This is a genomic window from uncultured Reyranella sp., from assembly GCF_945957355.1.
Taxonomy (GTDB): Bacteria; Pseudomonadota; Alphaproteobacteria; order Reyranellales; family Reyranellaceae; genus Reyranella.
Map to the genome: position 1 here is coordinate 60,955 of NZ_CAMFKM010000016.1, position 12,676 is coordinate 73,630.

The 12,676-nt window shown below is 65.1% G+C and carries 14 protein-coding genes; 7 read left to right on the plus strand and 7 right to left on the minus strand.

The features are described from left to right. Positions 1-117: 117 nt before the first annotated feature. Positions 118-687 carry a hypothetical protein gene (locus tag Q0Q48_RS22740; RefSeq protein ID WP_295143066.1) on the minus strand — a complete coding sequence of 190 codons (570 nt, stop codon included), beginning with the start codon at positions 685-687 and terminating at the stop codon, positions 118-120. A 330-nt stretch (positions 688-1,017) separates the two neighbouring features. On the opposite strand from Q0Q48_RS22740, the gene Q0Q48_RS22745 reads away from it, so the two are divergent. Genes Q0Q48_RS22745 through Q0Q48_RS22760 form a run of 4 tightly spaced genes read left to right on the plus strand, consistent with a single transcriptional unit; the run spans position 1,018 to position 4,019 of the window. After that, positions 1,018-1,794 (plus strand): SDR family oxidoreductase, encoded by a 777-nt coding sequence (locus tag Q0Q48_RS22745; RefSeq protein WP_295143068.1) that lies wholly within the window; start codon positions 1,018-1,020, stop codon positions 1,792-1,794. A gap of 56 nt (positions 1,795-1,850) precedes the next feature. Continuing rightward, positions 1,851-2,825: a tripartite tricarboxylate transporter substrate binding protein gene (locus Q0Q48_RS22750; RefSeq protein ID WP_295143072.1), complete on the plus strand. Its 975-nt coding sequence runs from the start codon at positions 1,851-1,853 to the stop codon at positions 2,823-2,825. A gap of 13 nt (positions 2,826-2,838) precedes the next feature. Then, the gene (locus tag Q0Q48_RS22755) at positions 2,839-3,192 is read left to right on the plus strand and encodes a hypothetical protein (protein ID WP_295143075.1); all 354 of its coding nucleotides are present in this window, start codon (positions 2,839-2,841) and stop codon (positions 3,190-3,192) included. After that, positions 3,192-4,019 (plus strand): hypothetical protein, encoded by an 828-nt coding sequence (locus tag Q0Q48_RS22760; RefSeq protein WP_295143078.1) that lies wholly within the window; start codon positions 3,192-3,194, stop codon positions 4,017-4,019. The genes Q0Q48_RS22755 and Q0Q48_RS22760 overlap by 1 nt, the downstream gene beginning before the upstream one ends. 9 nt (positions 4,020-4,028) lie before the next feature. On the opposite strand, the gene Q0Q48_RS22765 is transcribed toward Q0Q48_RS22760, so the two are convergent. Continuing rightward, positions 4,029-4,769 (minus strand): 2OG-Fe dioxygenase family protein, encoded by a 741-nt coding sequence (locus Q0Q48_RS22765; RefSeq protein WP_295143080.1) that lies wholly within the window; start codon positions 4,767-4,769, stop codon positions 4,029-4,031. Positions 4,770-4,896: 127 nt separating this feature from the next. On the opposite strand from Q0Q48_RS22765, the gene Q0Q48_RS22770 reads away from it, so the two are divergent. Next, positions 4,897-5,781, plus strand: a complete 885-nt coding sequence (locus Q0Q48_RS22770) for an alpha/beta hydrolase (RefSeq protein WP_295143083.1) — start codon at positions 4,897-4,899, stop codon at positions 5,779-5,781. 75 nt (positions 5,782-5,856) lie between these two features. On the opposite strand, the gene Q0Q48_RS22775 is transcribed toward Q0Q48_RS22770, so the two are convergent. Together Q0Q48_RS22775 and Q0Q48_RS22780 are read right to left on the minus strand one after the other, a co-directional pair. Next, positions 5,857-6,615 carry a glucose 1-dehydrogenase gene (locus tag Q0Q48_RS22775; RefSeq protein ID WP_295143085.1) on the minus strand — a complete coding sequence of 253 codons (759 nt, stop codon included), beginning with the start codon at positions 6,613-6,615 and terminating at the stop codon, positions 5,857-5,859. After that, positions 6,602-7,372 carry an SDR family oxidoreductase gene (locus Q0Q48_RS22780; RefSeq protein ID WP_295143089.1) on the minus strand — a complete coding sequence of 257 codons (771 nt, stop codon included), beginning with the start codon at positions 7,370-7,372 and terminating at the stop codon, positions 6,602-6,604. The genes Q0Q48_RS22775 and Q0Q48_RS22780 overlap by 14 nt, the downstream gene beginning before the upstream one ends. Before the next feature lie 83 nt (positions 7,373-7,455). Here Q0Q48_RS22780 and Q0Q48_RS22785 point away from each other — a divergent pair, with 83 nt between their 5' ends. Together Q0Q48_RS22785 and Q0Q48_RS22790 are read left to right on the plus strand one after the other, a co-directional pair. Next, the gene (locus Q0Q48_RS22785) at positions 7,456-7,773 is read left to right on the plus strand and encodes a hypothetical protein (protein WP_295143092.1); all 318 of its coding nucleotides are present in this window, start codon (positions 7,456-7,458) and stop codon (positions 7,771-7,773) included. A gap of 14 nt (positions 7,774-7,787) precedes the next feature. Next, on the plus strand, positions 7,788-8,093 hold the full coding sequence (locus Q0Q48_RS22790; protein ID WP_295143095.1) for a hypothetical protein: 306 nt from the start codon (positions 7,788-7,790) through the stop codon (positions 8,091-8,093). Between the two features lie 76 nt (positions 8,094-8,169). Here Q0Q48_RS22790 and Q0Q48_RS22795 read toward each other — a convergent pair whose 3' ends face one another. From Q0Q48_RS22795 to Q0Q48_RS22805, 3 genes are all read right to left on the minus strand, one after another. Further along, the gene (locus tag Q0Q48_RS22795; protein WP_295143098.1) at positions 8,170-9,366 is read right to left on the minus strand and encodes an ABC transporter substrate-binding protein; all 1,197 of its coding nucleotides are present in this window, start codon (positions 9,364-9,366) and stop codon (positions 8,170-8,172) included. 197 nt (positions 9,367-9,563) lie between these two features. Further along, positions 9,564-10,766 carry an ABC transporter substrate-binding protein gene (locus Q0Q48_RS22800; protein ID WP_295143101.1) on the minus strand — a complete coding sequence of 401 codons (1,203 nt, stop codon included), beginning with the start codon at positions 10,764-10,766 and terminating at the stop codon, positions 9,564-9,566. 60 nt (positions 10,767-10,826) lie between these two features. Further along, entirely contained in the window at positions 10,827-12,671 is a 1,845-nt protein-coding gene (locus Q0Q48_RS22805) for a long-chain fatty acid--CoA ligase (RefSeq protein WP_295143103.1), read from the minus strand. Positions 12,672-12,676: the final 5 nt, after the last annotated feature.

Sequence of the window (12,676 nt, forward strand, 5' to 3'; positions counted from 1 at the left end):
GCGCGGGAACTCTCGGATTACAAAGGCCATGCCACGCGACACATACAACGCGCGGCGTCGAAAAGGGATGCGCCGCGGTTCCCTGTCCGAGCGCGGCCGGCTGGAGAACGCCTTCGCTTACGGCACGAAACGGGGGTCGAGTTCGGCGTAACGCCGCTGCTGATCGGTGAAGATGACCATGAAGAGCTGCCGGAACAGCTGCTCGATGCGCGGATCGTCGGGGCCCGTCGCCTGTGTCCATGCGGTGGTAAACGACATCGCCCGATCGTTCCGGCAGTAGATCGCATAGACATAGAAGCGGCCGGGCGTACCCGGCTTGAAACGCGCGGGTTCGCCGGCGCAGACCGGGTCGGCATTGAGATTGTTGGCGGGGTCGAACACCAGCACCAGCCGGTAGTCGGGACTGGCCGGCGGAATTGGGCGGTCGTAGGTGAAAGTGAGGGCCGGGCGCGGCTTCGCCCGCTGCATCGCCGGCAGCAGGTCGCGGGCGACCACGCCGGGTTCGACGCCGGGGAATGCATTGCCCGCCAGGATCACCGGGAAATTCCTGCCGTCGGTTGCGGCGAAGAAGTCGCGATAGTCGTACTGCGGCGCATAGTAGACGCCGCCGATCGTGGCGGCGACCGCGAGGGCCGGCAGGGCGACGACACCGGCGAGAAGAACGCCGATCCTGGTGGGTAGGCGCATCGGGGACTCCTGGGGGCTGAGCTCCCAACTTGGGGAGCGATCTTCGGCGCAGCAAATCATGCCTTCGTGAACCTGGCACCCTCGTTGGCCCGCCGGGAGCTCAAGCAATCGGTCAGGTAGAGGTGCGTCTTGAGGTTCGACGTGAAGATGAAGAATCGCGTAATATTGCTGTGCGAATGGCTGAACTGCACTCTGTTAGTATCCATTTTTTATTAATTATTTCAAATAGTTATGGATTGAATTTAAAGCAAGATAGCCGCCCGTGCGGCATTTTCTGTTTTTCAGATTTCATGCGACACATGAAGCTGAAATCTTCTGGAGGACAGTTCAATGGCATCGCCGCTTTTCGACCTTACCGGCAAGGTCGCCGTCGTCACCGGCTCGAGCAAGGGCATCGGCAAGTCGATCGCGCTCCATCTCGCGCTGCAGGGTGCCAAGGTCGTGGTCTCGAGCCGCAAGGCACCGGCCTGCGAGGAGGCGGCGGCCGAGATCAAGGCAGCCGGCGGCGAGGCTATCGTCATCCCCTGCAATATCTCCGACAAGGCACAGTGCGAGAACCTGATCACCGAGACCCGCAAGCAGCTCGGCCCGGTGGACATCCTGGTCTGCAATGCCGCCTCGAACCCCTATTACGGGCCGAACGAGAAGCTGCCCGACGACGTGTTCATGAAGGTGATGCACAACAACATCCTGTCGAGCATGTGGCTGATCAACTTCTGCCTGCCCGACATGCGCGCCAAGAAGGACGGTTCGATCATCATCGTCTCGTCGATCGGCGGCGTGCGCGGCACCCCCGTGATCGGCGCGTACGGCATCTCCAAGGCCGCCGACATGCAGCTCGCGCGCAACCTCGCGGTCGAGTACGGCAAGGACAATATTCGCGTGAACACGATCGCCCCCGGGCTGGTGAAGACCGACTTCGCCAAGGCGCTGTGGGATGATCCGAAGTACCTCGCGGTCCGTCTCAAGGGCGCGCCGCTCGGCCGTATCGGCGAGCCGGACGATATCGGCGGCATCGCGGTGATGCTGGCCGGCAAGGCCGGCGCCTTCATCACCGGCCAGACCATCATCGCCGACGCGGGCGTCACCATCGGCAGCGGCGGCTAGGAGGGCCCAAAGGCACGCGGCCGCCGACGACCGGGCCGCGAACAAGGGAGGAAACAATGAAGCGCGCAAGCGTTCTCGTAAGCGTCCTCGGTACCCTCGGCGTCCTGCTCGCAACGGCCGCCGGGGCTCAGTCCTACCCAACGAAACCGGTGCGCATCGTGGCGCCGTTCCCGCCGGGCGGCGTCGCCGACGTGCTTGCCCGGGCGATCCAGCCCGGGCTGCAGGAGGCGCTGGGCCAGCAGGTCGTCATCGACAACAAGCCCGGCGCCGGTGGCAATATCGGCGCCGAGATCGTCGCCAAGGCCGAGCCCGACGGCTATACGCTGCTGCTGGCTTCGGCCGGCATCCTGACGATCAATGAGTTCCTCTACTCGAAGATGCCGTTCGACACGGCGGCGGCCTTTTCGCCGATCACCGTGGTGGGCGACATGCCCAACATCGTCGTGGTCAACCCGAAGACGGCGATCAACACGCTGAAGGAGCTGATCGACCAGGCGAAGAGCCTGCCGGGCAAGCTGAACTTCGGCTCGGCCGGGAACGGCACCACGACGCACCTCGCCATCGTTCTGCTGGAGCAGGCGGCCGGCATCCGCCTGGCCCATGTGCCCTACAAGGGGGCGGCGCCCGCTGTGCAGGACCTCGTCGCGGGTCAGATTAACGGGCTGGTCGACAATCCGCCGCTGGTCGTGGGCCACATCAAGAGCGGGGCGATCAAGGCGCTGGCCTGGGCGGCGCCGCACCGCATGGCCATCCTGCCCAACGTGCCGACCGCGGCCGAGGCGGGCCTGCCGGGCTTCGAGGCTTCCTCCTGGTTCGCCTTGATCGCGCCGGCCGGGACGCCGAAGGAGATCGTGGCCCGGCTCAACGCCGAAACAGTGAAGATCCTGCGGGACCCGAAGATGGTGCAGATCTTTGCCGACAAGGGCGTCCGGCTGGTCGGCAACTCAGTCGCGGAGTTCGAGGCCTTCATTCCCAAGGAACGGGCGCGCTGGGCCGACATCGTGAAGGTGTCCGGCGTGAAGCTGGAATAGCGTGGAGACAAACATGAGCCTCTACCAGGTGCAGAAGCTGATCTATCAGCTGAACCGCGATCCTCGCACGCGCCAGCGCTATGCGGATGAGCGCGATACCGTGCTCGCTGACTACGATCTCACGCACGAAGAGATCGGCGCGCTGCAGAGGCCCGATATCGGGCTTCTCTACGTGTTGGGCGTAAACGGCCAGCTGCTGATGCACTTCGCGGCACTGCACCGCATCGAGTGGACCGACTATCTCGAACGGATGCGGGAGGGGCTGCGGCAGCACGGACCTGTGCGCGAGGGCGTCTACGCCGTGACCGGATACGAAGGCGTCGAAGCGCACGAGGCCCGCCTCAGGGCAGAACGGGAGACTCGCTGATGCCTTTGGTCTATTGCGGCGCCTGCAGCCACGCCCCCGGCATGACCGGCCGCGCCGAGCGCGCCGACACCCAGACACGGCAGGCGCTGGAGGGCGCGTTCCGCCGCATGGGCGACGATATACGCGCCACCAGGCCCGATGCGCTGGTGGTGATCGCGGCCGAGCACTTTGCCAACTTCTTCATGAACAACATGCCGGCCTTCGCCATCGGTATGGCCGACAGTTACGAGGGGCCGATCGAGGATGAAGCCTTCCTGCGCATCAGGCGCACGACCGTGCCCGGCAACAAGGCCCTGTCGCGCCGGCTGATCGAGAAGGTGATGCAGACGGTCGACGTGGCCTATGCCGAGGAATGGAAGTTCGACCACGGCATCTCGGTCCCGCTGCACTTCCTCACCCCCGACTACGACCTGCCGATCGTGCCGGCCAACATCAACTGTCAGGGTCCGCCGCTCGCCCCGCTCGCGCGGGCCTGGGCCTTCGGCGAGGCGCTGCGAAATGCGGCCGACTCCGTGCCCGAGCGCATTGCCCTGATCGGCACCGGCGGCCTCTCGCATTGGCCGGCCACGCCCGACTCTGGAAAGATCAACCAGGAATGGGACCGCGAATTCCTGCGCCGCTGGTCGGCAAACGACCGCGAGGCGCTGCTCTCCTATACCGATGCGGAGACCTATCGGGAGGCCGGGCAGGGCGGTTTCGAGATCAGGACGTTCATTGCGGCTGCCGCCGCTGCAAAGGGGGCGAGAGGAACGATCGATTTCTGCGAGCCGGTCCCGATCTTCGCGGTGAGCTGCACGCTCGCCAGCTTCAAATTGCCCGGTATCTGACCCGAACGGCTACGGCTTCTTCTTGAACGTCACGACCAGCACGTCGCGATAGGCGGGCTGCGCCGGGTTTTCCGGCTCGACCGGGGTCACGCCGTGATAGCAGCGGGAATCGTCGACGAGCGCGGCGTCGAGCGGGTCGGTGAGGGTGAAGCTGCCCAGCGCGCGCTTGTCGAGGTCGTGCACCGTGGTGGTGCCGCTGGCGATGTTGCGGCGGTTGATCAACAGCACCAGCACATAGTCGACGCCGTCTCGGTGCATGCCCTCGGGCGTCGGCTTGCCGGCCTCGCCAGTCTTGGCCTCGATGCGGAACTGGTGGACCTCGATGTGCCATTTCTTCGCCTCGGGTACGAGGCGACCGAACAGGGCACGGCAATATTCGAGGATGGTGCGCATCGAGGCGCCGCTGCCGATCTCCTCGGTCACCGGCTTGAACCAGCGCTCGATGCCGCCGTTCAGGGTATTGTAGTCTAGGGTCTGGTAATGCGCCTGGTGAGGGGCGCGCACGATGGCACCCTGGCGCTCCGCCGCGTAGACGCCGAAGCGGCGCTTCCGGTAGCGGCCGCCATCGCCCATGTAGGTATCGACTTCGAGATCGTTCCAGCTCTCGGCGAAGGCCGGCCAGTCGGCCAGCGACCCGAAGCGGGCGAGGGCCGTCCGCATGTCGGAGGCTTCCACGAAGGCATAACCCGCCCGCTCGACGGCGGCGCGGATGCCTGATGCGTTCTGCAGGCCGGTACCGATCTCACTCATGTTGGTTACCTTAGCATTACGGTGCCATCATTCCGCATCTGAGGCGCATGAAGGTTTCTAGGGATTGGCGCAGCGCTTCCAGATAGCCGCCCGCGCGGGGTAGGGGCGCCGACAGGGAGATCGACTGATGCCTTATGCGACGACGGATGACGGCGTGAAGCTCTACTTCGAGGAGACGGGAGCGGGCGCGCCGATCGTGTTCGTGCACGAGTTCGCCGCCGACCACCGCTCGTGGGAAATGCAGATGCGCCACTTCGGGCAACGCTATCGCTGCATCACCTACGGCGCGCGCGGCTATCCGCCGTCTGACGTGCCGGAGAAGCCCGAGAGCTACAGCCAGAACCGCGCGACCGACGACATCCTGACGGTGATGGATCACCTCAAGATCGACAAGGCGCATGTTGTCGGGCTGTCGATGGGCGGTTTCGCCAGCCTGCATTTCGGCTTCCGCCATCCGACGCGGGCACGCTCGCTGGTCGTCGCCGGCGTCGGCTACGGTGCGGAGAAGCACGAGACGGCGAAGTTCAAGGCCGAGGTCGGCATCGTCGCCCACTCTCTGAAGGAAGAGGGCATGGCGGCCTTTGCGGAGAAGTATGCCTACGGTCCGACCCGCGTTCAGTTCGAGAACAAGGACCCGCGCGGCTTCGCCGAGTTCAAGGCGGCGCTGGCCGAGCATTCGGCACTGGGGTCGGCCAACACCCAGCTCGGGTGCCAGGGCGAGCGGCCCTCGCTCTACGATCTGGTCGACAAGATGCGGTCGATGACGGTGCCGATTCTGGTGCTGACCGGCGACGAGGATTGGCCCTGCCTCGCTCCCTCGATGCTGATGAAGCGCGAGATCCCGACCGCGGCGCTGGCGGTGATGCCGAACTGCGGCCACACGATCAACCTCGAGGATCCCGACCAGTTCAACCGCATCGTCGGTGACTTCATCGTCCGGGTCGAAGCGGGCCGCTGGCCCAAGCGCGACCCGCGCGCGATCTCGGGGTCGATCACGGGGATGAAGAGATAGTTCATACCTTAGTGGAGGGGCGCGGGCTCTCGCGCCTCTGAAGGCGCTGCCGCCCGCCGGCGCGTGTGAACGCGCCTACGCCGTCAGCCCGCCATCGCACACGAACTCCGACCCCGTCGAAAAGGTCGACTCATCCGACAGCAGGAAGAGGATCATGTACGCTACCTCGTCGGCCTGGCCGAGGCGGCCGAGCGGGTGGAGCTCTTCCAACGCCTGGCGGCCGCTCATGTTGCCGACGGTGGTGTCGAGCCGGGGCGCGATCATCGGTGTGTCGATGTAGCCAGGGTGCACGGAGTTGCAGCGGATATTGTACTTCTGCTGCGCACAGTGCAGCGCCACGTTCTTGGTGAGAGTGCGCACCGCGCCCTTCGAGGCGCAGTAGGCCATGGCGTAGGACGAGCCACGCAGGCCCAGCACCGAGGAGATGTTGACGATCGAGCCGCCGCCCGATTCCTTCATCGCCGGGATAGCATGCTTGCAGCCGAGGAACGTGCCCAGCGAGTTGATGTCGTTGACCCTGCGATATTCCGCCAGGGTGCAGTCCTCGATCGAGTTGCGCACGCCGACGCCGGCCGCGTTCAGCAGCCCGTGCAGCGCGCCGAACGTCTCGACGGTGGCGGTGACGGCGGCCTGCCAGCTCTCCTCCTGAACGACGTCGAGCGGCACGAAATGCGCTGCGTCACCGAGTTCTGCTGCCAGGGCGCGGCCCTTGGCTTCATCGCGGTCGGCCAGTACGGCCTTGCCGCCCTCGCGCACGATCATGCGGGCCGTCGCCGCACCGATGCCCGACGCGCCGCCGCTCAGCAGGACGACCTTGTTCTCAAGACGGGGCAAGGAGGGACCTCCTCATGAGTCCGGCGGTGACGCCGCCGTCGGAGGTGAACTCCGCGCCGGTGACGAAGGAGGAGCGGTCCGAGGCAAGCCACAGGACGAGCTCGCCCAGGTCCTGCGGTTCGGCCATGCGGCCGATCGGATGGCGGGCGCCCAGGAAGGCCTTGCCCTGCTCGCGGCCGACCGCCTGCCAGAGCGGGTTGAAGATCGCCGTGTCGACGCCGCCTGGATGAACGGAATTGCAGCGGATCCCGTATTTCTGTTCGGCGCAGTAGAGGGCCACACTCTTGCTCAACAGCCGCACCGCGCCCTTGCTGGCGGTATAGGCGGTGGGGCCGGCGCCGCCGACCAGGCCGGCGATCGAGGAGATATTGACGATCGAGCCCGAGGGTTCGGTCTTGCCCGCACCGAGATGCTTCATGCCCTGGATGGCGTACTTGCAACCGAGGAATACGCCTTCGGAATTGATCGCCTGCACTCGCTGCCAGTTCTCGACGGTCGTGGTCTCCGGATTGCCGGGGCCGCCGGAGATCCCGGCATTGTTGACCAAGATGTCGAGCCGACCTTCGCGCTCGAGGATATCGGCCAGCAGGGACTGCCAGGACTCCTCCGATGCAACGTCGTGCGTCACGAAACGGCCGGCCTGCGTCTCTTTCGAACCCTCGGCCAGGTCGGCCACGATCACGACCGCACCCGCCGCGGCGAGCAAGGCGGCCGAGGCGGCGCCGATACCCGAACCGCCGCCTGTGACGACCGCCACTCTCCCGGAAAGTTCATCACTCATATCGACGCGACCATAGCGGCTAAACGCGCGGTGCGTTAGCGTGTCGTCGGGAGGTTTTCATGGCGAAGTTGACGCATGTTCTCGGGTTGATGACTGCGCCGCTTGTCGTGGCGGCGTGCACACAGACTGCAGGCGGTCCGCCGCCGGGCATGACGGCCGCGCAGGGCGCGGCCTATTGCGCGAAGCTCACGACGGTCTACAGCGAGTATGTCGCCGGCCTCGCCACGTCGATGGGCGGCGTGGGCAGGGGCGGCGGCCAGTCCGACATCGACGCACGTGTCGCGGTGGCCCAGTGCCAGGACGGCAATACCGCCGCGGGCATTCCCGTGCTGCAGCGGGAGCTGCGCAACAACAAGGTCGAGGTGCCGCCGCCGTGAGGACTCTCTTGCACATGACACGATTCGTTGGCCTTGCGGCGGTGCCGCTGCTCGCGGCAGCCTGCACCCAGACGGCGAGCGGTCCGCCCCCAGGGATGACGGCGGCCCAGGCCGCCGCCTATTGCAGCAAGCTCAGCTGGGCTTATGGCGAGTATGTCGCGAGCGGCATGGGAGACAGCGCCGGCGACAACGACGACACCGACGCCGACATCAATGCACGCCTGGCGATCGCCCAGTGCCATGAGGGCCAGACTGGCGCCGCGATCCCGGTGTTGCAGCAGGAACTCCGCCGCAACAAGGTGCCGGTGCCCCCGGTCTGACACGCGGCGGCGGCTCAAGAAAAGAAAACCCGGACGGGCGACCGTCCGGGTTTTGCATCTGTGGCAGGAGCCGGGGCTAGAAGCCCAGGCCTTCCTTGATGACGACCCAGCGGCCGTTCTTGACCTGCTGCACCTGCGTGATGGTGTTCGCGAGATGGTTGGTCTTGGAGAACTTGCTCGGCGGCGAGCTGAAGATGTCGAGGTACGGGTTTCCCGACTCGAGCGCGTCGAGCATCTTCTGGCCCGTAAGGTCCTTGCCCGCCAGCTTGGCATAGTGCGCGAACGTCATGACGGCGTTATAGCCGATGACGGACTGCGTGTTCGCGTCGGTCCCGAACATCTTCTTGTATGCCTCGACCCAGTCCTTGACCTTGCCCTTGGCGGTGTCGGCATAGGGGGTCTCGAAGGCGCCGGCGGCATAGAAGCCCTCGACCACGTCCTTGCCGAGCGTGATCGTGTCGGGAATGTTGGTCGGCGTCGCGCCGAGGAAGGTGACGTCCCAGCCGAGCTTCTTCGCTTCGGCGATGGCGCCGATCGTCTCGCGCAGGATGGTGCCCAGCACGACGAGGTCGCAGCCGTCGGCCTTCATCTTGGCGATCTGGGCGCTGAAATCGGACGCGCCGCGCTTGTAGGTGGTGATCGAGGCGGGCTTCAGCTTCATGGCGTCGAGCTGCTGGGTGAAGCCGTCGAGCACGTTCTTGCCGTATTCGTCGTCCTGGTACATCAGGCAGGGCTTGGTCGGCTTCTTCCACTCGACCATGTACTTCACTGCCGCGCGGGTACTTTCCACATAGGGCAGGAGGTTGCTGAACTTCAGCCGCTCCTGAGGTTTGCCGGCGTCGAACTTGTAGGTGAATTCGGCCGCTGTCAGCGGGAAGAGCTGCAGCACGCCCGCGTCGAACAGGATGTCCTGCGCGGCGATCACCGGCGCTGAGCCCATGCCGCCGATCATGGCGAACACCTTGTCCTTCTCGATCATCTTCTGGCTGGCGAGCACGGCCTTCTTCGGGTCGTAGGCGCTGTCCTCGATGATCAGCTTCAGCTTGCGGCCGTTGATCCCGCCCGCCGCGTTGATTTCCTCGACGGCGAGCTTCATGCCGTTGGCGACGGGAACGCCCCAGGTCTTGATGGGGCCGGAGAGATCCTGATGCGTGCCGATGACGATCTCTGTCGGCGTGATGCCCTGGTTGGTGACCTTGGTCTGCGCGAGAGCCGGCATGGCCGCCAGCGTCGTCGTGCAGGCAAGCGTCACCGCGAATGCCTTGAGATGCATTGTCCGTTTCCTCCACTGCTGCGCTCTTTGTTCCTCAGGCGGGCGGCGCGCACGACCCGCTCCGTCGTCGCTTTGCGCGACTTGTGCGGAATTAGATCAGTTTCGCGGCAATTATGCACGGCGAAACGAAGGATTCCGGCAGGCAAAAGAAAAGGCCCGGGGGGCGCCCGGGCCTGATCCGACGAGAAGGAAGGGAGTCAGTTCTTGAGGTCGCGCTTCAGGACGACCCAGCGCCCGTCCTTGACCTGCTGCAGAAGGTAGACCGTGGCCGAGAGATGCTCGGTCGGCGAGAACTTCACCGGCGGCGAGTTGAAGATGTCCTGGAATACGTCACCCGACTCCATGGCCGCCAGGAACTTGGCGCCAGTCAGGTCCTTGCCCGCCAGCTTGGCGTAGTGGGCGAAGGTCATGACCTCATTGTAGCCCAGCGCCGACTGGGTGTTCGGCTCCATGTTGTAGAGCTTGTAATAGGCCTCCGCCCATTCCTTGGCCTTGCCGGTCGAGGTGTCCCGATAGGGGATTTCCATGCCACCCACGGCATAGAAGCCTTCGGTCACGTCCTTGCCGAGCGCGGGGACCTCGACCACGTTGGCCGCGGTGCTGCCGAAATAGATCGGCGCGAAGCCGATCTTGCGGCCCTCTGCCATGACGCCGACGGTCTCGCGAACGATGGTGCCGAGCACGACGAGGTCGCAGCCGTCCGACTTCATCTTCGCGACTTGCGAGGAGAAGTCCGAGGCACCGCGCTTGTAGCTGGTGACCGAGGCAGCGGTCAGCTTGGCGTCCTTGACGGCCTGATTGAAGCCATCGAGCACGTTCTTGCCGAACTCATCGTCTTGGTAGATCACGCAGGGCTTCTTGCTGCCCTTCTCCTGCATCAGGTGGCGGGCGCCGGCGCGCACGCTCTCGGTGTAGGGCGGCACGTTGTTGAACTTCAGCCGGTCCTGCGGGTTCTTAGGGTCCATCTTGTAGGTGAACTCGGCCGAGGTGACCGGGAACAGCTGCGGGATGCCGGCCTCGAGCAGGATGTCCTGCGCGGCCAGCACGGTGGGCGAGCCCAGCGGCGCCAGCATGGCGAAGATCTTGTCCTTCTCGACCAGCTTCTGCGTCGCGAGGACGGCGCGCTTGGGATCGTAGCCCACGTCCTCGACGATTAGCTTCAGCTTGCGGCCGTTGATGCCGCCCGCCGCATTGACCTCGTCGACGGCCATCTTCATGCCGTTGGTGACGGGCACGCCCCACGACTTGATCGGGCCCGAAAGATCCTGGTGCGTGCCCAGGACGATCTCGGTGGGCGTGATGCCCTGGTTGGTGACCTTGGTCTGCTGCGCCAGCACGGGCAGCGCGGCGAGGCTCAACACACCGCCCAACAAGGCGGCCTTTACGCCAAACGTACGCATCACTTCGATTCCTCCACTAGGTTTACTCGTTCCCCGTTTCTTGACCGCGAGCCACCCCGCTCAGGCAGCCTGCGGGCGGTACATCGCGTCGATCTGGTCCTTGTACTTGGTGTTCACGAAGGAGCGCTTGAGCTTCATGGTGGGCGTCAGCTCCTCGTCCTCGGGCGTCAGTTGCTGCTCGATGAGGTAGAAGCGCTTGATCGTCTCGACCCGGGCGAAGTTGGTGTTGACCCTCTCGATCTCCGACCAGATCAGGTCCTGCACTTCCTTGGCGCGGCACAGGCTGGTGTAGTTGGTGAACGGTACGTCGATGTCCTGGGCGAATTTCTCGACCGTCTCGCGCTCGATCATGACGAGGCAGGTGAGATAGGCGCGCTTGTCGCCGATCACGACGGCGTCGCTGATGTAGGGCGACGCCTTGAGCAGGTTCTCGATCTCCGACGGCGTGATGTTCTTGCCGCCCGCCGTGATGATGATGTCCTTCATCCGGTCGGTAATCTTGACGTAGCCTTCCTCGTCGATCAGGCCGACGTCGCCGGTGTGCAGCCAGCCATCCTTGTCGACCGTCTCGGCGGTCTTCTCGGGCTGGTTCAGGTAGCCCATGAACACCATGTCGCCCTTGATCAGGATCTCACCGGCCGGCGAGATCGCGACCTGGCCGTAGGGTACCGACTTGCCGACCGTGCCGAGCTTGATGCCGTTCGCGGGCATCGCGGTCGCCAGGCCGCAATTTTCCGTCTGCCCGTAGACCTCGTACATGTCGAGGCCGAGCGCCAGATACCAGCGGATCAGCTCCGGCGAGATCGGCGCGGCTCCCGTAAACAGCCAGCGGCAGCGGTCGAGGCCGATCATGCGGCGGATATTCTTCAACACCAGCCAGTAGGCGACCTGGAAGCGCAGCTTCTCGAGCGCGGTCGGCGCACGCCGCGCCAGCCGCGCATCGGCGATGGCGAGGCCGGCCGAGAGCGCGCGCCGGTACGCCCATTGCTGCAGCGGTGTCGCATCCTTCAGGGCGATCGTGATGCCGGCGTAGAACTTCTCCCAGACGCGCGGCACGGCACCGAACAGGGTGGGCTGCACCTCGCGGATATTGTCGGGCACCGTCTCGGGGCTCTCGGCGAAGTTGCTGCAGACGCCGGTCGCGACCGAGTAGTAGCTGCCGGCGATGCGCTCGGCGACATGGCAGAGCGGCAGGAAGGCCAGCCGCTCGTCGCCTTCGTACCAGGACAGCGACAGTTCGGGATGCATACAGTTCTGCATCGTGTAGACGACGTTGCGATGGCTGTGCATCGCCCCCTTCGGCGGTCCGGTCGTGCCCGAGGTGTAGACCAGGATGGCGAGATCGTCCGGCTTGCGAGAGGCCACCAGTTCCTCGAACAGCGCGTCCTTGCCCTGACCGTAGTTGCGGCCCGACGCCATGAACTCGTCCAGCGAGACGACCATCGGGTCGTTGAAGGTGCGCAGGCCCTCCATGTCGAACACCACGATCTTGCGCAGGGTGGGACAGCGCCCGCGCACGTCGAGCGCCTTGTCGAGCTGCTCGTCGTCCTCGACGAACAGGACCGACGTCCTCGAATCGTTGATCAGGTATTCAACCTGCTTGGCCGAGTCGGTGGGATAGATGCCGGATGACACGCCGCCCGCGCACAGGATGCCGAAGTCGGCGTAGTTCCATTCCGGCACCGTGTTGGCCAGCACCGAGGCGACGTCTCCCGGCCGGAAACCCATCTCGTGCAGGGCGAAGGTGACGGACTTCGAGCGCTCCAGCCACTGGGTCCAGGAAATCGCATTCCAGATGCCATAGAGCTTCTCGCGCATTGCCGGCCTGTCGCCGCGCGTCTTGCAGGAGAGCACGAAGCTCTTGGGCAGGGTCTCGGCAACCGTCAGCGTCGCTTTGATGGGCATGGCTT